Source organism: Microcoleus sp. FACHB-SPT15 (assembly GCF_014849525.1).
Classification (GTDB): Bacteria; Cyanobacteriota; Cyanobacteriia; order Cyanobacteriales; family Coleofasciculaceae; genus Symplocastrum; species Symplocastrum torsivum.
Genome location: NZ_JACJNU010000047.1, coordinates 1 through 21010, shown reverse-complemented (window position 1 = coordinate 21010; position 21010 = coordinate 1). Strand labels below are relative to the sequence as shown.

The window sequence follows — 21010 nt, the reverse complement described above, 5'->3', positions numbered from 1 at the left end:
TTCTGCCTTCTGCCCTCAGCCTTCTGCTACAGAACTGATTATGAACAACCCAGAACTCAAACAACCTAGCCTTAAAAGAAGTTTCAGGCGGCAAGCTGTCAGTCTGTCCCAAGAGGGATTAATCAAGACAGAGTATTTGCAGCCTGAACAGTTACTTCCCTTAGTCGTTCAACCTACTGTAGAAGGACTCAATTTAACTTCTTGGGCGCAGAACAATCAGCAATTTATCGAGACAAATTTACTAAAACACGGCGGCATACTTTTCCGAAACTTTCAGGTAAATGGAGCGGCTGATTTTGAGAATTTCATTAAGGCTCTTGCTGGGGAGTTACTACAGTACTCTTATCGCTCAACACCACGCAGTCACGTCAGTGGTAACATCTATACCTCAACTGAATATCCAGCCGAGCAATTCATTCCGTTACACAACGAAATGGCTTACTCCCGCAACTGGCCTATGAAAATTGGCTTTTACTGCGTACAACCTTCTCAACAAGGAGGAGAAACTCCAATTGCTGACAGCCGTAAAATTTTTCAACGTCTCGATCCAATTATCCGAGAAAACTTTAGACAAAAACAAGTCATGTATGTGCGAAACTACAGACATGGACTCGATCTTTCCTGGCAAAATGTTTTTCAGGCAACTGACAAATCTGAGGTAGAGCATTATTGCCGTAACAATGGCATTGAGTTTGAATGGTACGACCAAGATAGTCTAAAAACACGCCAAATTTGTCAGGCTGTTGCCACACATCCCAAGACAGGGGAAGATGTTTGGTTTAATCAAGCTCATTTGTTTCACGTATCAAACTTAAACTCCGCTGTTCGAGAAGGTCTTTTTGCTGGGTTCAACGAGGAAGAATTACCCCGTAATGCTTATTACGGTGACGGTTCGCCAATTGAAACATCGGTATTAGACGAAATTCGTGACATTTATAAACAAGAAGCCATTACTTTTACCTGGCAGGTAGGAGATATATTGTTCCTAGATAATATGTTGGCTTGTCACGGACGGAATCCGTTTGTAGGTTCCCGAAAAGTTTTAGCAGGTATGGCAGAACCGTTTGGTCAATAAGTCAAAAGTCAAAATTACTAAATGGTGTTGTTAACGTTAGCGTCGGCAGCTTTCACCGGGAGTAACAAGTCCTGGCGATTGGAAATCTCGGCTATACAAACGAAGTCCGCCTGCGCGGACTAATGACAATTAAGTGCTTTGGAGCCTGCGGAACCCTGGGGATGAGAGTGAAGACTTTGTTTGTGTAGTCCTAGACTTTCAGCCTGTGAGTGATAAGGCGCATAGCAAACATTAGAACATAAATAAGAAAAGAGGAATTAATATGAAAAATGAAGTTATTGAAGGATATCGGCTTTCTCCTCAACAAAAGCATCTGTGGTCATTACAACAATTTGATTCAACACTCCCCTATCGCGCTCAGTGTGCTCTTCTAATCCAGGGAAATCTCGATCCAAAACGTTTAGAACTAGCCTTACAGAATGTTGTCAATCGACATGAGATTCTCCGTACAACCTTCCGCTGCTTGCCAGGAATGACCATTCCCCTTCAGGTCATCAGTGACAGTAGTACCTTATCAATTCATTACCACGAATTGAGGGGTTTAGACACTCAAGAACAAGAGGTTAAAAGTGAATCACTCTTTAATGAAGTACTTAAACTACCTTTAGCTCTCGAAGATGAGATATCTCTGTATGCATCTCTAGTCATCTTATCGCCGCTAAAGCATTATTTAATTCTTGGTTTATCGGCTCTTTGTGCCGATACAGCTACTCTGCTGAACTTGGTAAATGAAGTTATCAATTCATACGCAGCAAATCATGAAGATGGACAATTATCAGATGAACTTACGCAATATGTTGATATTGCTGAATGGCAAAATGAAGTATTAGAATCAGAAGACACAAAACTGGGAGTAGAATTTTGGCAAAAACAAAATATTGATTCTGCTTTTTGTTTAAAACTTCCTTTTGAAAACACAGTTAATGAAATAAAAGATTTTCAGCCTAAGTTTCTGAATTTTAGAGTTGATCAGGATTTAGTATCGAAGATAGAAGGATTAGCTGAAAAGTATAATAGTTCAACTGCTGTATTCTTACTAGCTTGCTGGCAGATTCTACTATGGCGTATTACTGGGCAGCAAACGATTATTGTAGGTAGGGCTTTCAATGGCAGAAAATATGAGGAGTTAGAGCAAACGCTAGGTTTGCTTGCCAAATCTTTACCGATAACTGGTCATCTGGATAGAGAACTAAAGTTCAGTGAAATCCTTAAACATACTGACGACTCAGTTAGTGAAGGTTACAAGTGGCAAGAGTACTTTGATTGGGATAAAGTTCTCAATTCTACTGAGAATAACCAAAAGCCAGCATTTTTCCCATTTAGTTTTGAGTTTTCAGAACAGCCTCAAATTTATTGCATTAATGAACTGTCATTCTCAGTTTCTAAGCAGTATGTGTGTTTTGACAGATTCAAGGTTAAACTCTCCTGTCTCCGCCAAAATGATTCTCTAATCACAGAATTTCATTACGACTCGGCTTTATTTGATGTAGAAACTATTGAGCGCTTGGCGAGTCAGTTTCAGACGTTGTTAGAAAGTGCTATCAACCATCCAGAAGTGGAAATCGGGAAACTAGAAATTCTTAAGCCTAGCGATCGCAAACAACTATTAGTCGAATTCAACCAGACGCACGCTGATTATCCGCTAGATCGGTGCATTCATCAACTGTTCGAGGAACAAGCAGAACGCACACCAGACAGTGTTGCGGTTGTCTTTGAAGACCAGCAGCTAACCTATGCTGAACTAAACAAACGCTCCAATCAACTAGCTCATCACCTCGAGCGACTGGGAGTTCAACCAGAGGTGTTGGTGGGACTGTTGGTAGAGCGTTCCCTCGACCTGATTATAGGACTCCTGGGCATTCTCAAAGCTGGCGGAGCCTACGTTCCGCTAGACCCTGCTTTACCCAAAGAGAGTTTGGCATTCAGGTTACAGGATGCCGGAGTATCGGTTCTGTTGACTCAACAACTGTTAGCCGAAAAGCTTTGCGATCGCACAGCACAAGTGATATGTTTAGACACCAATTGGGAGGTTATCAACCAAGAGAGTCAGGAAAATCCGACCAGCGACGTTCAACCAGAGAATTTAGTCTATGTGCTGTTCACCTCTGGCTCAACAGGCAAACCCAAAGGTGTTGCTGTCGAGCATCGACAATTGGTTAATTATGTAAATGCGATCGCAGAAACACTAGACCTTTCCACCTGTACCAGCTTTGCAACCGTTTCCACCTTTGCCGCAGACTTAGGCAACACAACCATCTTCTCTTCTTTATGTAGCGGTGGGTGTCTCCATGTGGTGTCCTCTGAACGTGCATCCAATCCAGAAGCACTAGCCGACTATTTTCAACGCCATCCCGTTGACTGCCTTAAGATTGTTCCATCTCACCTTACCGCTTTACTAACCTCTTCTAATCCCAAACGCATCTTGCCTCGGCAACGGCTAATTCTTGGTGGTGAAGCTTGTAGTTGGACGTTGATTGAGCAAATTCAACAATTAACCCCACACTGCCAGATTTTCAACCACTACGGGCCAACAGAAACCACCGTAGGCGTACTAACCTACCCAATAACCAACAATCCATCCGCTACATCTATTTTGAAGGGGGGCAAGGGGGGATCAAAATTCGCTGCCACAGTTCCCATTGGTCGTCCCATTGCAAACACCCAAATCTATCTGTTGGACTCTGATGAGCAACCCGTCCCCATTGGTGTACCAGGAGAATTGCATATTGGCGGTGCGGGAGTTGCCAGAGGCTATTTAAATCGACCAGAACTGACTGCCGAGAAGTTCATTAATAACCCCTTCTTAGAGAGTGATGAACTAGAAGAAAATTCTTCAATTCAAAGCTCAAAACTCAAAACTCAAATCTCTTATTTATATAAAACTGGAGACTTAGCCCGCTACTTACCAGACGGAAACATTGAATTTCTTGGGCGAATTGACCACCAAGTCAAAATTCACGGCTTCCGCATTGAGCTAGGTGAGATTGAAGCTGCCCTAAGACAATACCCTGCTGTCAGCGAAACTGTAGTTATAGCGCGGGAAGACGAACCGGGCAGAAAGCACCTCGTAGCTTATATCGTCCCTAACGAACAACCTAAAAATTCAACATCCACAATCCAAAATCTAAAATCGAGTGAGTTGCGGGGCTTCCTACAGGAAAAGCTACCTGAATATATGGTTCCATCAGCGTTCGTGCGGCTGAAGGCTCTACCCCTGACATCTAATGGTAAGGTAGACCGCCAAGCACTTCCAGCCCCCGACATGGCTCGATCTAATTTAGAAGAAACGTTTGTCGCACCTCGCACGACAGTTGAGAAAATTCTGGCTGAGATTTGGACTCAGATTCTCCAACTTGAAAAGGTAGGAATCCACGATAACTTCTTTGAGTTGGGCGGAGATTCCATCCTTAGTATGCAGATTATCGCCAAAGCTAACCAGGCTGGTCTGCAACTGACCCCCAAGCAACTATTTGAACATCAAACTATTGCCGAACTTGCAGCCGTGGCTGGCACGAATCGAACGATTCAAGCCGAACAGGGTATAGTGACAGGTTCAGTGCCGCTTACCCCCATTCAACACTGGTTCTTTGAACAAAATCTTCCCGATTCGCACCACTGGAATCAGGCAGTTTTGCTGGAAGTGCAGCAAGCGATCGCTCCGGTATTATTAGAGCAAGCAGTGCATAAACTGCTCGAACACCACGATGCTTTACGCCTGCGTTTTGTTCACCAGGAAGGGAACTGGCAGCAAGTAAACGCCAATCCTGACGAAATCGTGCCATTCACCTGCATCGATTTGTCAACGGTATCAGAGACAGAGCAAGAGTCTGCTATCTCAGACGCTGCTGCCGAACTCCAAACCAATCTGAATCTCTCGTCCGGACCACTGGTGCGAGTGGCTTTGTTTGACCTCGGTGTGTCTAAGCCCAGTCGCTTGCTGATTATCATCCACCACCTAGCCGTTGATGGCGTTTCCTGGCGGATTTTATTAGAAGACCTTCAAACCGCCTACCAGCAACTCAGCCAAGGCGAGGCAATCCAACTACCACCCAAAACCACCTCGTTCAAGCATTGGGCGGAACGATTGCAGGAGTACGCACAGTCAGCAGCACTCCAGCAAGAGTTGAACTACTGGCTGGCTGAGTCTCTTCAGCAGATTGTTCACCTACCAACGGATTTTCCTGAAGGCAACAATACTGTAGCTGAAGCTTTCACTGTGTCGGTAACTCTCAGTCGGGAAGAAACCCAAGCGCTGCTACAAGCAGTACCAGCAGCATATCAAACCCAAATCAACGAGGTTTTACTTGCAGCACTGATGCAAGCGTTTGCTCAGTGGACAGGTGAACGTTCTTTGCTAGTTGACTTAGAAGGTCATGGACGGGAAGCAATTTTTGATGATGTAGATTTGTCGCGGACTGTTGGCTGGTTTACGACCATCTTCCCCGTACTGCTGGATATTGAGGAAGCTTCTAGTCTGGGAGATTCCCTGAAGGCAGTCAAAGAGCAGTTGCGGCGTATCCCTAATCGAGGCATTGGCTATGGCGTTCTGCAATATCTCTCAAAATCCTTACTGCATTCGCCTAAGGCTGAAATCCGGTTTAACTATCTAGGTCAGTCTGACCAGATATTCCAAGATTCATCTTTGTTTAAACCAGCCCAAGAGTCCTCCGGAACGGGGCGCAGCCTACGGGGAAACCGAAGCTATCTGCTAGATATCAATGGAATTGTTGCAGAAGGGCAACTACGACTGGATTGGACGTACAGCAAGGCAATTCATCGTCAAGCCACGATTGAACGGTTGGCTGAGAGTTTTATAGAAGCGTTGCGGGAATTGATTAACTGCTGCCAGTCCCTTGAGGCTAAAGGGTACGCTGACTTGCCAGAATCGTCTACCCCAACGGGTAAGGTAACTGTTGCAGCTTTAAACGCTGAAGCTGTACTCGACCCCAGTATCCGCCCCGAAACCTCATTTGAGCCTACAACTGAGACATCTCATATCTTCTTGACTGGAGCAACAGGCTTTGTAGGAGCGTTTTTACTCTACGAACTCCTCCAACAGACTGAGGCTGATATCTATTGCTTAGTCCGTTCTCCTAATGCCGAGTTAGGAAAAAAGAGACTCCAAAGCAGTCTCGAATCCTATTTGCTCTGGGATGAATCACTCAGTCACCGTATTATCCCAGTTGTGGGGGATTTGTCTCAGCCGCTTTTGGGTCTTTCTGAGGAGCAGTTTCAAGTCATGGCGGGCAAACTCGATGTCATTTATCACAATGCTGCATCGATTAATCTCGTTCATCCTTACTCTACTCTCAAGGCAGCGAATGTTCTGGGAACTCAAGAAGTACTGAGGTTAGCCAGTCGCATTAAAGTGAAGCCCGTACATTACATTTCGACCCTCAGCGTTTTAACTTCAGCGAGTCATGCTGAAGTTAAGGGGATTCAAGAACTTTACTGCTTCAACCATAGCCAAGTGCCATCGGGTGGTTATGGGCAAACTAAATGGGTTGCTGAGAAGTTAGTCGCCACAGCAAGCGATCGCGGATTGCCTGTTTCTATTTATAGGCTGGGGCGCGTATCGGGACACAGCCAAACGGGTATCTGTAACACCAACGATCGCCTTTACAGAATGCTCAAAGGCTTTATCGAGCTTGGATTTGCGCCAGATGTAGATACAACAGTGGATATGACTCCTGTGGACTATGTAAGTAAAGCGATCGCTCATTTATCCAAGCAAGAACAATCCTTCGGCAAGATATTTCACCTATCCAATCCTCACTCCATCCGCTCATTCGAGTTGTTTAACTGGATTGGCAAATTTGGCTATCCTATCCAATTGATGTCTCATAACCGGTGGCAAGCCGAGTTTCTCAATGCTGCGGAGCGTTTCTCAGATAATCCTCTGTACCCACTCATCCCGTTTTTTGCTGGAATGGGAAGCGATCGCACCAGCACTCAAGACTCTTTAGAAGAAACCGCAGGCTCAGCCGCCTTAAAGTTTAATTGCCAGAATACCACCGAGGGACTGACAAATACCTCAATCGTTTGTCCGTCAGTCAATGCTGAGTTGCTCCGAACCTACTTCTCTTATCTCATTCAAAGCGGTTTTCTTAATGCCCCGCACACAATAAATATGCCGTGTTAGCTGACAAAATTTCCAGTCCATTTTAATGGACATGAGCTATGAGCCAGGGATTTGAATCCCTGGCGGCTAACAGCGTAGTTACAACCTCTGAAACCGACCAACATTTGCCCCCATAACCATAAAATGCAAACAAAAGACAGCACAATTTCACGCCAGCAAAAGTATCTACATGAACTAATTGAACGCTACACTAAGCGGACAAAAACATCTAAACAACTCACCCAAACCTATCGTCCAGTTCTCGCAGATATTAGAGCCTCCGAAGGGTTTAGCCTCCCCTTCAAAGAACTTTTCTACCCCATTGTTGCTCAGCGATCTCTAGGTTCCCGAATATGGGATGTGGATGGAAACGAATATATCGATATCATGATGGGCTTGGGAGTTAATCTCTTTGGTCATAACCCACCCTTCATCAAAAAAGCCCTGGAAGAGCAACTTGAGAAAGGCATACAAATCGGCCCTCAATCAGAATTTGCAGGTGAAGTGGCTGAGTTGATTTGCAAACTCACAGGAATGGAGCGGGTTGCTTTTAGCAATACGGGTACAGAAGCGGTGATGACGGCGATACGATTAGCCCGATCGGCAAAAAATCGTAACAAAATTGCCTTATTTTCAGGTTCTTATCACGGTCATTTTGATGGAACGCTAGTTAAAGCAAAAACGATAGACGGAAATCTACAGATAGTTCCCATTGCTCCAGGAATACCGCCATCTGTTGTAGAAGATGTTTTAGTTTTAGAGTATGGAAATCCTCAGTCGCTCGATGCGATCGCAGCCCATCAGCAAGAATTAGCTGCTGTTTTAGTTGTACCTGTCCAAACAACACGACCTGACTTACAGCCCAAAACATTTCTCCATCAACTGAGACAATTAACTCAAGAATCAGGAATCGCATTAATCTTTGATGAAATGGTAACAGGCTTTCGCATTCATCCAGGTGGCGCACAAGCCTGGTTTGGTGTTGAAGCCGACTTAGCTACTTATGGAAAGATTGTCGGTGGCGGTATGCCGATTGGAATCATTGCGGGAAAAGCTGCCTACATGGATGGCATTGATGGCGGTATGTGGAATTATGGCGATACCTCCTATCCTCAAGCGAAAACAACATTTTTTGCAGGCACTTTTTGTAAGCATCCTCTCACAATGGCTGCTGCACGGGCTGTACTTAAGCATCTCAAAACTCAAGGATCTACTCTTCAAGAGCAATTGAATCAACGCACATCGCAGTTTGTTGAAGCCTTAAATAATTGCTTTGCAGAAAATGCATTGCCTATCCGCATGGCGAATTTTGGCTCACTCTTCGGTCTTGCTTCTTCAGGAAGTTCTGCCCCTTCGGAAAATTCTACATCTTCGCAGAGCATCGAGTTGTTACGCTATCACCTACTCGAAAGGGGAGTTTATCTACTCCGAGCGGGTGGTTATCTATCTACAGCGCATACCGATGCAGATCTTGACTACATTGTCCAAGCGATTAAAGATAGTGCAGAACAACTACGAAACGCAGGCTTGTTACCTCCAATTTCTCCTAACTTGCCACACTAAAAAGCTGCAATGACAACTACATCAACGTTTAGCTCTTGGGTAACTTGTCCCAAGCCAAATCCTCAGGCAAAACTGCGACTATTTTGTTTCCCCTACGCTGGTAGTGGGGCTTTGAGTTTTCGCACTTGGTCTGATAGTTTGCCATCAACTGTCGAAGTTTGTCCGATTGAACTGCCTGGACGAGGAAGCCGACTGATGGAATCTCCGTTCACTCAGCTTTCTGCTCTCATCCCAGAACTCGCTTGCGCCCTGCGTCCTTACTTAGACAAACCTTTTGCATTCTTTGGTCACAGTTTGGGGGGACTCGTCAGCTTTGAACTGGCTCAGCAACTCGGCAGACACTATGGATTAAGTCCAGTTCACTTATTTGTGTCCGGTTGCCGCGCTCCTCAAATACCTACTCCACGCCCACCCATCCATGCTTTGCCGGAATCAGCATTTATGGATGAACTGCGCCGACTCAATGGCACACCTGAAACGGTTCTAGAGAACGCTGAACTGATGCAGTTACTTCTTCCTGTTCTGCGGGCAGATTTTGCCCTGCTTGAAACTTATGTGTACGCTCCCAAACCGCCACTAGATTGCCCCATCTCTGCCTTCGGGGGCTTGCAAGATCGAGAGGTTAGTTGTGATGAGCTGGAGGCTTGGGGAGAGCAGACAAATGCAGCCTTCTCATTACAGATGCTTCCTGGCGATCATTTTTTCCTGCACTCAGCGCGATCGCTTTTACTACAGTCCCTCTCTACCAAACTGCATCAGATTGTCAGCTAATCCGCTCAAATTGTAAACCGGAGTGTGTGATCGCGTTGCGGCATCGCTCTCGATCGGGGTCGCCTGCCCAAATCAGCCTCTCTAGCTTCTGGGCAACTGCAATCATGTCTGAGTCGGGCAACCAAGGGAAAATTACGACTTCCCCAGGTTTAGAAAACATCTCGATCAACTGCTCGATCATTCGCTCCTTTAGTTCTGACTCTGGAAAGACGATCGCAGTTTTCGCTCGTTCAATTAACCAATCATGATCCCAGTCATCTGAGGTAATCGCGATCGCAAGAGCAGCATAAGGCGTGCGTTTTACAAATTTTGCTGAGGCTGTATCACCACAAAATAATAGATGTTGCTTCTCTAGCAGATACCAACCCGACTGGATGTCACAAGGAGTAGCCACAGTAGGAGAAGCCGAAGGAAGCTTCGGTGTACTCACCTGTACGATTGGCTTTTGGGCTGCAACCACAGCCTTCGGGATTAGGGTAACAACTTCAGGCTTGGCAATAAATACTCGTGACGCTTCAGGCTTTTCAACAGCAGGAGAAGACTGCAATTTCTCTTCTTTGATGACTTGGCGAAGCTCTTTGTGGGTTACGGTTTCGCCTTCCTTGGCTCGTTGCAGAAATTCATTGCGGACTTCTTGTGGCGTTGACGGTGCTGCTAAGAGGTAGAGAGCTGATGTTGCAATATCGATTTGTGCAAGATTTGCACGTTCGCCAAACGCTTCATATACGCTAATAAAGTTATATGCCGTGCGTCGGCTCCAGCCAAACTCAGCTTTCAACCAGGCATCAAATTGACCGTGCTTGAGACGCGATCGCACATCAGCCAGCTTTTGACCAATTTCCCAAATATCCTGTGCCGAGTGCCGCAAGCGTTCTTTAATTTCTCCAGTTCGTTGCTGAATGACAATCCGTTGTTCAGCCTCTAAAACGTCGTAATCAAAGCTAGTAGCGACTTGACTCTTTTTTTCTAATTTGCCCATAGCCTATTTGGCTCACTCAACCTTATAAGGTGGAGGATGTCACTTCGTATGTTATAGCAAAAGGCAGAGGGCAGAGGGTGCTAGTGCTGAGAACCTGCGTCCCGGCAAGGAAGCACCCCAGAGGGGCACAAAGGCAGAAGGGCAAACTTTCGCTGCGCTACACGAGTTAATGCTGTAGAATTAGTTGAGAATTTTTAGCATTTGACTTGCCTCTTTAACAGAGTTAACAGCTATCATGATTTTTTACTCTCCCAGTCTCCCGTAGACGTTCCGAGCTTGTTAAAAATACTAATGATAAATTTTTGCATCTTTGGAGACCAATGAATCTATTCTGTTCCCACCCCAAAGTCGAGACTTGGCAAAACAGGTCTAACTCGTCTTGCTCGACCCTAATACACTGTCAATCCTCTTCACCTCAATCGCTAAGTGGCAGTGTTTAGGCACCACTCAAAGAGGTTATGGAACAGAAAACAGTAATGGGATTCGGTCGCTGGCAGTTGTGAATGATTTATTGTTAGAAGTTGACCACCGTGTTGTCTATGTCAGCGAGGGATCGACCAGCGTTTCAGTGCTTCAGGAATTTGGTCTGCACTGCTCTAGTCGCAGAGTACAACGTCCAGAACAAGGAACAGCCTCGCAGATCATTTTCTTCGAGAATGCATACCTTGAGCTAATTTGGGTAGAAAACGAACGGGCTGTTGAAGAGTATGCCGCACGAACAGGCATTGACATTTTAAGGCGGACTCGTTGGCAGCACAGTAGAGCCTCTCCTTTTGGCGTTGGTTTGCGCTGTGAGTCAGGTACAGCAGATCAGAGGAAGTACTGGGTAGAGTGGATGCGATCGCGCACCTACATTAACTTGGCGGCAGAAAATCTCGCCAAGGAGGAAGAACCAATCTGTTTTGTTATTCCTGACTCCATCGCTCTCACAACGTGGCTCGATCGCTCCCTAGAAGCGCATAGGCAATTAATCTCTCATCCCTTGGGTGTCAGAACGCTAACGGGTGTTAAGATTACCCTCAATAGCGACAAAGAACTGACCAATGCTGTTGCTCTGCTCGATCGCAATAGTATTGTCGCTATTGAACGAGGGACAACTCCGCTACTGGAGTTAACCTTTGACGGTGGCACTAAAGGAAAAATACTCAATGCACGACCCATGCTGCCGATTCTGCTAAGGTATTGATTCAGAGGCAACTGATGTTCGTGTGTAAATGCAGTTAAAGAGCCAATACTGAGCTGAGTTACGACTCAAGATGCTAAAGGCATCTTTTGTTCTTCATAAATATCGTCTTCTCGCTTAATGAAGACCTCAGACAATGCTTGATAAGCTTCTGACCAAGCTGCCATCACTTCTTCTGTAGCGGTTTCCCTCAATACATCCTTCATCGCTTGCAGTAAGCTCTCTCCTACAATCGAGTACTCTTCTGGTAAGACATGAGTCTGCACATGGCGATGAGCAATCTTTTCAACCATTGACTTTAAAGCTGGTAGATTGTCAATTTGGCTGGCATAAGTATAGATAGCTGTTGCCAATTTTACAGGCTGAGAACCATCAGCTTGAGCCGACATATCAAACTTGTTTCTTACCTCTGGGTACTTCTGAAACATAATTTGATACATTTGAGTCGTGATTTGCTTCCCTTGATTTTTTAAGATGGGTGCTGTGGACTTGACGATCTCGATTGTTTTTTGGCTAACCATATTCAGAACTTCTCATTTAGTGAGCTTTGGTTCATCGCGGTTTTGTTTACCGCTTTGTTTCTAAGCCCAATATAGTGAGCATTCCGAATGACTTCTATGAGCTAGCTCAAACAGCAGAGCTAATCAAAGGATATCAGCGGTTCCTCAGCTTCACTCGCCGACCAATGGGCACACACATCGGCGTTCCCACGACTGGATCTGGCACAATCCGACAATCTAACTCAAACACCTCTCGTACCATTGCTTCCGTCATCACCTGCTCTGGTACTCCTTGAGCAATAATTTGCCCCTGTCGCATTGCCACTATGTTATCGGCATAGCGACACGCCTGATTGAGGTCGTGGAGTACCATCACAATTGTCCGCCCTTCGCTCTGGTTCAACTCATAAAGCAAATCCAACACCTCGACTTGATGCGCCAAGTCCAAGAACGTCGTCGGTTCATCCAACAACAGAATCTCTGTATCCTGAGCTAATGCCATCGCAATCCAAGCTCGCTGTCGCTGTCCTCCTGAGAGGGTGTCCAGTGCTCGCTCTGCCAATTCGATCATTCCTGTAGTCATGAGTGCCTTTTCGACAAGACGCTCATCCTCTTTCGACCACTGCTGCAACCAATTCTGATAAGGATAACGACCTTGAGCCACCAAATCTCGAACGGTCAAACCTTCCGGAGCCACTGGACCTTGAGGGAGAATGCCCAGTCGCTTTGCTACAGCTTTTGTAGATAGCTTGAAAATATCAGCACCATCGAGATAAACCGCACCAGCACGAGGTTTCAGTAACCTTGCCAGTCCCCGTAGCAGAGTTGACTTACCACAGCCGTTGGGACCAACTAGGGTAGTAATCTTTTCCAGAGGAATTTTCAGGTCAAGGTTCTTGATGATGGATACCCCATCATAAGCGAGAGTCAGCCTGTGAGTTGAGAGTCGGTTCATGGCGTGCATTGGTAGGTTCATCGCTTGCGGTTGCGGATCAGCAGATAGAGAAAATAGGGCGCACCAACCGTTGCGGTAATCACGCCGCAGGGAATCTCAATGGGTGCAAAGAGTATCCGCCCCAACCAGTCTGCCAGCACCACTATCAGTCCACCCATCAGTGCCGCTGTGAGCATCAACCCTTCATGATTTGGCCCAACCAACTGACGCCCCAAGTGCGGTGCCATCAAGCCGACAAGGCTAATCGTGCCTGCCGTGGCAACTGCTGCACCTGCCATTGCCGCACTCGTCAGCAATAGCAAATTCCTCTGCCACTCAACCTGCATTCCCAGTCCTCTAGCGATGTCGTCTCCCAGAGAGATTATGTTGAGTTGTCTCGCCCACACTAACGACAGTGGCACAAACACAGCCAGCCAAGGCAGCAATGATCTGAGGTGTTCCCAACTGCGTCCGTAGACACTTCCTGCTAGCCAAACCAATGCCTGAGTGACACTATCGATTTCACCAAAGGTAATCAGTAACGTTGTCAACGCGCTGATGACAGCAGCAATGCCGACACCAACTAAAATCAGACGGATTGGGGAACTACCCTTGTCCCATGCCAGTAAGTAAATGAAGATAGCGACAGCCAACGCACCAACGAAGGCAGACACAGGCAAAGCAAACAGGGGAACATTGGGAAACAGAACAATCAGGGCGACGGCAGCTAAACTTGCACCCGCATTCACGCCAATTATCCCCGGTTCTACCAGGGGATTGCGCGTTAAACCTTGAAGAATGGTGCCGGAGATACCTAATGCTACGCCAACACCGAAGGCAACTAGCGTTCGGGGTAAGCGTAGCGTGTTGATAATAAAGGGGTAGTCCGGGTTAGCTGTGGGTAATCCCACGAGAGTTTTCAAAACTTCCAAGGGTGGGATGGGATACTCGCCCTGTCCTACACTCAGTACCATTACTGCAAGAATGACCGCACTGAGTACCAACAGTGTCGATGGAACGTGTCGCTCTAGGCGGAAAGACAGAGGTAACTGCCAGGGACGAATAACCAGCCAGCTTTTTCTCATCGTTTGACTTTCCACCGAGCAAGATAGATGAAGAACGGCGCACCGGCAATAGCTGTCATTACTCCTATAGGTAGTTCTTGGGGTCGGATTAGCAACCGCGCCCCAATATCGGAGATGAGCAGTAATATGGCACCAAAAACAGCACAATAGGGCAAAATCCAACGGTAATCCACGCCGATGAGAAAACGGACGATGTGGGGGATGATAAGACCAACAAACCCGATTGGGCCTGCGATCGCAACAGCACTCCCGGCTAGCAAAACAATACTCACAGCGGCAAGCACTTTTACCCACACAGTTTCTTGACCTAAGCTACGGGCGACCTCTTCGCCCAGACTAATGGTAGTAATTTGCCTGCCTAAAGCGAATGCGATCGCTAATCCGATAATGATGTAAGGCAATACTTGCAAGAATAAGCTGAAATCCCTACCCGCTACCGAGCCAGCCAGCCAAAAGCGAATTTCATCCAGTGTCCTTTGGCTGAGGATGAGGATAGCCGTTGTGAGAGAGGAGAGGAGGGCGGTAAGAGCAGCACCAGCTAGGGTGAGGTTCAGTGGAGTGAGTCCTCCACGACTGAGGGAACCGAGTAAATAAACGCTAATGGCGGTAGCAGATGCACCGAGGAAGGCACATCCAGCATAAATACCTGGAGAGGAGGTGCCGAAGAGGAAAATGGCGCTTACTACGGCTAGGGCAGCACCCGCATTAATCCCTAAGATTCCGGGTTCAGCTAACGGATTGCGAGTTAAGCCTTGCATCAGCGCACCGGCGACAGCTAGGGCGGCACCGACTAAAACGGCAATTAGCGATCGCGGCAACCGTACAGTGTAGATAATCAGATGGTCGGTAGAGCCATCAAACGCTGTGAAAGCGTCATAAATCGTTCTAAGGGGAATCTTAGCTGCGCCCAAAGTAATGCTCGCCACTAAAAGCGTTAGCAGAATTAACAAACTCAGTGCCAAACCGATTAGGAGTAAGGGACGCACTCGTTTTGTACTTGACCCATTTGTAGTAGCGCTCTCGATTGCCAATCGCTTCTTTCCTCAATCGTTGTCGATAATAAGGGAAACTATTGCTGAAGTTCCCCATTATTCCAATTGCCTTCTACACGGGTTCCATCGGCAAAAATGTAGACACCTTGCCCCTGCCTCTGGCCGTTGCGGAATTCTCCTTGAAAGCTGTCTCCACTGGAATACTTGCAGGCGGCTTGACCGTTTAACTGACCCTCGCTAAACTTTCCTTCACAGCGATCGCCATTGGCAAACGTGTAGACCCCAGTACCGTTGAACTTCCCGTTACTAAACTCGCCCTCGTAACGATTTCCATTCGCTTCGGTGAAGACTCCTTTGCCATTAAATTGACCATCACTAAATTGACCTTCGTAGCGGTTTCCATCGGCGAAGGTATAAACTCCTTGACCCTGTGGCTTACCGTTGCTAAATTCCCCTTCGTAGCGATTCTTGTTGGCGTATTCCCGGACACCTTTACCGTTAAATTGACCATTGCTGAATTGACCTTCGTAGCGTCCCCCTTCAGCAAAGGTGTAAACCCCTTGACCATTAGGCTGACTATTTTGCAGTTCGCCTTCATAGCGGTTTTTGTTGGCGTATTCGCAAACCCCTTTACCGTTGATTTGACTGTCGCTGATTTCTCCAAAGCAACGATCGCCATTCGCTAAGATGAAAGTTCCCGTGCCGCTGGGATTGCCATCCGTGAACTGTCCCTCGTAACGACCCCCATCAGCTCTAATGTAGGCTCCCATGCCGTTGGGCTGACCGTCACGAAACTCGCCTTCATAGCGATCGCCATCTGGGTATACCCGAACACCTTTGCCACTCGGCGTGTCATCGGTGAACTCTCCTTCGTAACGCCCTCCTTGAGCAAAGGTGTACACTCCTTGACCTTGTTTCTTCCCGTCTGTGAAATTGCCTTCATAGCGATCGCCATTGGCGTATTCGCAGGTGACTTTGCCGTTAAGGCTACCGTTGGTCATTTCCCCTTCGCAACGTCCCCCATCGGGTAACGTCACGACGGCTGCCACTGCTGGCAGTGAATTACTGATTACGCCTGCAATCTCTAAGCTTGAAGCAATTAATAGGGTTATTCCGAAGCGCCTGATTGTCCGCAGCATAACTCTGAAAAACCTCTAAACTCCTTGATTTGGTGAACTCTTGCTGGTTGTTGTAATGTTTATGAATCACATCTGGCTTGACTAAAGGCAAATCGACATTAGTAGCGTCTATTAAGCTTATTGGGCAGGTACGGAGAGCGGAACTTCTTCCTGTTGTTCCTGACGTTCCCGTTCAAGCTGTTCTTGGCGTTCCCGTTCTTGACGTTCCCGTTCAAGCTGTTCTTGACGTTCCTGTTCCTGTCGTTCCTGTTCCTGTCGTTCTTGACGCTGCTGTTCCTGACGTTCCTGTTCGAGTTGCGATTGGCGTTCCTGTTCCTGTCGTTCTTGACGCTGCTGTTCCTGACGTTCCTGTTCGAGTTGCGATTGGCGTTCCTGTTCCTGACGTTCCCGTTCAAGTTGCGATTGGCGTTCCTGTTCCTGACGTTCCCGTTCAAGCTGCGCCTGACGCTGCTGTTCTTGACGTTCTCGTTCGAGTTGTGCTTGGCGTTCCCGTTCTCTCTGCTGGCGTTCGCGCTCGTTCTGTGCTTGACGTTCACGGGCTTGACGGTCAAAATCAGACCCTGCGAGCGTAAAGTTAATCGTTACTCGAACCGCAACGCGCCTTCCGCCTTCTGGTTTTGTAAACTTCATCTTTCTCGCAGCAGCGATCGCGGCTTCCCTAATTTGACTATTACCGCTACCTTCTGCGATTGCCGAATCAACGACATTGCCACTTTGATCCACCACAACCCGGACAACTGCATTACCTTCTTTGCCATCTAGGATGGATGGATATTCAGGCGGACAGCCACTAATGCAACTCACTCCCCCTCTTCCAGAACCTGTCCCCGAACCGCCTGGGACACCACCTGGGACACCGCCTGGAACACCGCCTGGGACACCGTTTCCTGACCCTGGTCGTGGGGGGGCTGAACGATTAGCTGCCACCGCTCCGCCTGATGTAGGGTTAGCAATGGAATTGCCACCACCAACTGAAGTAGTTTCAGAGGAACTCCCACCACTGAAACTCTCTCTAAATTGCCGGGAGTCCGGGGAGGAACCTTGAAGTGCCTGGGAAGCACCCCTTGGTCGTGGAGGTGCTGAACGATTCGTTGCCACTGCTCCTGGGGATGCGGGGTTAGCGTTTGAGCTGCCCTCACCTGGAGATGCTGTGGGTTGGGAGGAACTGCCGCCCAGTCTTTCTCTAATTTGCCTAGCAACAGTTGAGGCATCTGAAAGTAGTCCAGAAACCCCTGTTGGTCGTGCGGGTGCTGAGCGATTCGTTGCCACTGCTCCTGGGGATGCAGGGTTGGACTCTGAGGAGTCATCCGTTGGTGATGCTGTTGATTCTGACTGAGTGGGTTCACTCAAGCGTTCTCTAACTTGCCTCGTGTCTGAGTCAGTTTGAAGCGGTTGAGAACTTCGATCTGGGCGCGGAGGTGCGGAGCGATCGATTGCTACCGACTCCGGTGGTGTAATAGGGGCAGGTTCTGAGGATTTAGAAGTCGGTTCCTGGGGAGGTGTGATAACGGGTCTGGGTTCCGTTGTCGGTTGAGTTGGCGGAGCTAGTGCGGCTGGTGCAGGTGGCGCGACGGGTTGAGGCGGCGCTGCTGGTAGATTGGGTACTGGTTGGGTCACCGCTCTTTGAGGTGCTGCGGGAGCTGAGGGTGCGGGTTGAGCTTTTTGTGTGAGAGGTACTGTGGGGATTGTGGGTTGAGGTATCGGAGGCTTGGGAGCCTCAGTTTTAATGGGTTGCTGTGGAGTCGGCTCCGGCTTTGGAGTATCTGTTAGCGGTTTCTCTTCGGTATCTGGTTCTTCAACCACGATGATTTCAATCGGATCATCGGCAAGTTCCGGCTGTTTCGCCCACAGCCAGCTTATGCCGAAACCAAGTACCACATGAAACACGGCTGAACCGACAAGGCTGATTGTCAGGAACTTCTTGAGAGCCTCTTGTTCCTTCTCGCGTTGCTCGATGCAGAAGCTTGAAATGCTCATGCCCTAAACACTTTCCCTAATTACCGGAGCGCATACCGTCTGAATCGCTCCACATTATTGCATATAAGTTGCATTAAGTGTTAAACCATAAAATGGCTGAGGTGTTATTGTCAAGAAAAACAACTTGAGGCATTGCGCCAGGAGCGTTCGGCAAAAACCGAAGAAGCACGACGCTTGTATTCTTTAACACCTTGACAAATAATTTCAAATCCCTTGCTCCTGTTGAAATATTTGAAGCTCAAGCACTTGACGAATGATCGCAATAATATGCTATAGGTTCAAGCCCTATTTCCATCCCTCCCCGGACACGCTGTCAAACTTCGCTCTTTAGCGCCTTCTGAAGGCTTTCAGGTAATGTCATCCCCTGCTTGGTTAAAATCTTTTTCATTAAGTCGCATGTAGTAATATGGCTTTGCGACACCTGTCAAGTAAGAGACTTTAATGCAGTTGCAACGGATTCCAAGGCAAAAAGTGGCTTAAAACCAGATATAACAGCAGTTTTAGCCTTCAATTCGTTGCTGAAAACTTTCTCGCCACTCCCCAATACGCAAGATTTTTTCACCGGGATACTTGACAATGAGGACTATTAGCAATAATTCTATTGAAAAGAATTCTCAGCTTGTTCTCGCCCAGTAAGCCGAAAAACTGGCTGAGCTTTTTGAGTCACTATTGCCAGAAAGTGCATGCCAATTATCACGTTTTTTAAGGCAGGTGGAATTGTCGCCTGGCCTTTACTCTGTTTTTCCTTAGTGGCAGTTGCCTTGATTGCCGAACGGTTAATATTTTGGTTTCGGGTTACTCGTCGCCAACAGCGAGTTGTCCGTGAGGTTTTGAAGCTCTACCAGCAAAACCCAAACATTGCTATCAACTATCTACGGCAGAATGCCGATCTGCCTATTGCGAAAATTTTCCTCGAAGCCTTAGAACTCGATCGCCCCAACCCAGAAGAGTTCCGCCTCGCCTTAGAGAGTGCAGCACAGGCGGAACTGCCAACGTTGAAACGGTTTAATACCGTGTTTGATACGATTGTCAGCATTTCTCCACTGCTAGGTCTGTTGGGAACGATTTTGGGCTTAATGACTGCTTTTTCTTCCCTGAAGATTGGTGATGTCGGGGGTAGCCGCACGGCGGGAGTCACTGGAGGGATTTCTGAAGCCTTAGTTTCGACAGTGATGGGGTTAGTTGTAGCCATCTTCACCCTCGTTTTCGCCAACATGTTTCGTGGCTTATATCAACGGCAGCTAGCGTTGATTCAGGAGTACGGTGGTCAATTGGAACTACTGTATCGCCGTCAATACGAGCAAGGGAGAGATGTTTATGCGACTTCCCGATGAATCAGAGAAGCCGGCGGAAATCAACATCGTGCCGATGATCGACGTGATTTTCTCGATTTTGGCGTTTTTCATCATTTCGACGTTGTATTTGACCCGTTCAGAAGGGTTGCCGGTGAACTTACCGAACGCCAAAACGGCACAAAGTCAGCCCAGCACCAAAATTACTGTGACGATTCAGCCGGATGGAGAAATTGCACTCAACCGTAAGCCGATTGAGTTAGAAGCTCTTGAGCAGGAAGTGAGATCTCTGGTAGAACCGAATTCTGAATCGCTCGTGATCGTCAATGCCGATGAAAAAGTCGATCATGGTCGGGTGGTAAGTGTGATGGATCGCTTGCGTCGGGTTGAGGGGGCAAAGTTAGCGATCGCAGCCCAGAGATAGTAGTCGCGATCGCTCTCGACTTTATAACCTACATTCTGCCCTTCGAGTGTCACAAACAGTCATCGCCTAATTGCGGTAGGCATTTTGTGCGATCGCTCCTCCTCGTACCAAAACTCAACCAAAAAGCGATCGCACTATGCCAAACACATTCATTGCCAAACATCACCTGTTTTCGGTAGGAGGCTCCCGCTATAAGAGGGGGATTTATCGAACCGTAGGTAAGTACCCCCAATAGTTTAGCGGCGAGAGGAATAGCGAGTAAAACGGAGGCACGGAGTTTTATAATAGATGCTCATTGCAGTGATATAATCAGGGCATGGAAAAGCAGGTTCTGACGATAGTTTGTAAGATTAACCCAACGACTGAACAGGTTGCCAAAATAGAGGCAACCCTCCAGGCGTTTGCGGGCGCTTGCAACTACATCAACGAAGTTGTAGAGCCAAAGATTACGCACAATGTAACCATTCAAAACCAAGTCTACAAGCTTGTTAGAGAGCAATTTGGACTTTCATCTAACCTTGCGATTCGTGCAATCAACAGGGTGAGTGCCAATCGCAAGACAGCCAAGCGCCAGGGGAAACCTGTTAAATCATTCCTGCCTACTTCTGCTGATTACGATGCACGAATCTTCTCATTTAGGGAAAAAGATTGGTCGGTTTCGTTAACGCTAGTTGGAGGTAGGGAGCGCTTTTTGGTAGACGTTGGCAGTTACCAAAAAGGCAAGTTGTCAGGGTTTACTCCAACCTCTGCCACGTTGGTTAAAAACCAGAATGGTACTTACTCGGCCAATATCCAGGTAAAGAGTGATGCCCCAATTCCTTTAAAAGCTACCGATGTTATCGGAGTGGACTTGGGGCGTACCGTGCGAATCGTTGGCTAGAAACCAATCCTGTTAAGGATTAGGGGGATTAGCCGCAAGGTATAGAACCTTGACAACTGAATGACCATGTAGGTGAGAGTCAATATCCTAGAACC

Annotated in this window: 15 protein-coding genes; 8 read left to right on the top strand and 7 right to left on the bottom strand. The window is 47.3% G+C overall.

The annotated features are described in order from the left end of the window. Positions 1-40 precede the first annotated feature (40 nt). The 4 genes from H6F98_RS15380 (at position 41) to H6F98_RS15365 (ending at position 9530) form a co-directional block, all read left to right on the top strand. Complete coding sequence (locus tag H6F98_RS15380; protein ID WP_192219580.1) at positions 41-1075, top strand: TauD/TfdA family dioxygenase; 1035 nt, start codon at positions 41-43, stop codon at positions 1073-1075. Positions 1076-1337: 262 nt separating this feature from the next. Continuing rightward, the gene (locus H6F98_RS15375) at positions 1338-7217 is read left to right on the top strand and encodes a non-ribosomal peptide synthetase (protein WP_192219579.1); all 5880 of its coding nucleotides are present in this window, start codon (positions 1338-1340) and stop codon (positions 7215-7217) included. Between the two features lie 123 nt (positions 7218-7340). Continuing rightward, on the top strand, positions 7341-8759 hold the full coding sequence (locus tag H6F98_RS15370; protein ID WP_192219578.1) for an aspartate aminotransferase family protein: 1419 nt from the start codon (positions 7341-7343) through the stop codon (positions 8757-8759). A gap of 9 nt (positions 8760-8768) precedes the next feature. Next, complete coding sequence (locus H6F98_RS15365) at positions 8769-9530, top strand: thioesterase II family protein (protein WP_192219577.1); 762 nt, start codon at positions 8769-8771, stop codon at positions 9528-9530. Here H6F98_RS15365 and H6F98_RS15360 read toward each other — a convergent pair. Beyond that, the gene (locus tag H6F98_RS15360) at positions 9523-10509 is read right to left on the bottom strand and encodes a DUF3102 domain-containing protein (RefSeq protein ID WP_192219576.1); all 987 of its coding nucleotides are present in this window, start codon (positions 10507-10509) and stop codon (positions 9523-9525) included. The genes H6F98_RS15365 and H6F98_RS15360 overlap by 8 nt on opposite strands. Before the next feature lie 379 nt (positions 10510-10888). Here H6F98_RS15360 and H6F98_RS15355 point away from each other — a divergent pair, with 379 nt between their 5' ends. Beyond that, positions 10889-11695: a VOC family protein gene (locus H6F98_RS15355; RefSeq protein ID WP_242058554.1), complete on the top strand. Its 807-nt coding sequence runs from the start codon at positions 10889-10891 to the stop codon at positions 11693-11695. A gap of 65 nt (positions 11696-11760) precedes the next feature. Here H6F98_RS15355 and H6F98_RS15350 read toward each other — a convergent pair whose 3' ends face one another. From H6F98_RS15350 to H6F98_RS15325, 6 genes are all read right to left on the bottom strand, one after another. Then, positions 11761-12213, bottom strand: a complete 453-nt coding sequence (locus H6F98_RS15350) for a globin domain-containing protein (RefSeq protein WP_192219575.1) — start codon at positions 12211-12213, stop codon at positions 11761-11763. Positions 12214-12346: 133 nt separating this feature from the next. Continuing rightward, complete coding sequence (locus tag H6F98_RS15345) at positions 12347-13168, bottom strand: ABC transporter ATP-binding protein (protein WP_277927588.1); 822 nt, start codon at positions 13166-13168, stop codon at positions 12347-12349. Next, positions 13165-14211 carry an iron ABC transporter permease gene (locus H6F98_RS15340; protein ID WP_192219573.1) on the bottom strand — a complete coding sequence of 349 codons (1047 nt, stop codon included), beginning with the start codon at positions 14209-14211 and terminating at the stop codon, positions 13165-13167. The genes H6F98_RS15345 and H6F98_RS15340 overlap by 4 nt, the downstream gene beginning before the upstream one ends. Beyond that, the gene (locus tag H6F98_RS15335) at positions 14208-15242 is read right to left on the bottom strand and encodes an iron ABC transporter permease (protein ID WP_242058553.1); all 1035 of its coding nucleotides are present in this window, start codon (positions 15240-15242) and stop codon (positions 14208-14210) included. The genes H6F98_RS15340 and H6F98_RS15335 overlap by 4 nt, the downstream gene beginning before the upstream one ends. Positions 15243-15280: 38 nt before the next feature. After that, positions 15281-16342 carry an MORN repeat-containing protein gene (locus tag H6F98_RS15330; protein WP_192219572.1) on the bottom strand — a complete coding sequence of 354 codons (1062 nt, stop codon included), beginning with the start codon at positions 16340-16342 and terminating at the stop codon, positions 15281-15283. 117 nt (positions 16343-16459) lie between these two features. After that, positions 16460-18319, bottom strand: coding sequence for a TonB family protein (locus H6F98_RS15325; protein WP_192219571.1), 1860 nt, complete (start codon positions 18317-18319; stop codon positions 16460-16462). Positions 18320-19002: 683 nt separating this feature from the next. Here H6F98_RS15325 and H6F98_RS15320 point away from each other — a divergent pair. From H6F98_RS15320 to H6F98_RS15310, 3 genes are all read left to right on the top strand, one after another. Next, complete coding sequence (locus H6F98_RS15320; protein WP_192219570.1) at positions 19003-19653, top strand: MotA/TolQ/ExbB proton channel family protein; 651 nt, start codon at positions 19003-19005, stop codon at positions 19651-19653. Next, positions 19637-20035 carry a biopolymer transporter ExbD gene (locus H6F98_RS15315; RefSeq protein WP_192219569.1) on the top strand — a complete coding sequence of 133 codons (399 nt, stop codon included), beginning with the start codon at positions 19637-19639 and terminating at the stop codon, positions 20033-20035. Before H6F98_RS15320 ends, H6F98_RS15315 begins: the two co-directional genes overlap by 17 nt. Positions 20036-20351: 316 nt before the next feature. Next, entirely contained in the window at positions 20352-20915 is a 564-nt protein-coding gene (locus H6F98_RS15310; RefSeq protein ID WP_192219568.1) for a transposase, read from the top strand. The last annotated feature ends 95 nt before the right edge of the window (positions 20916-21010 follow it).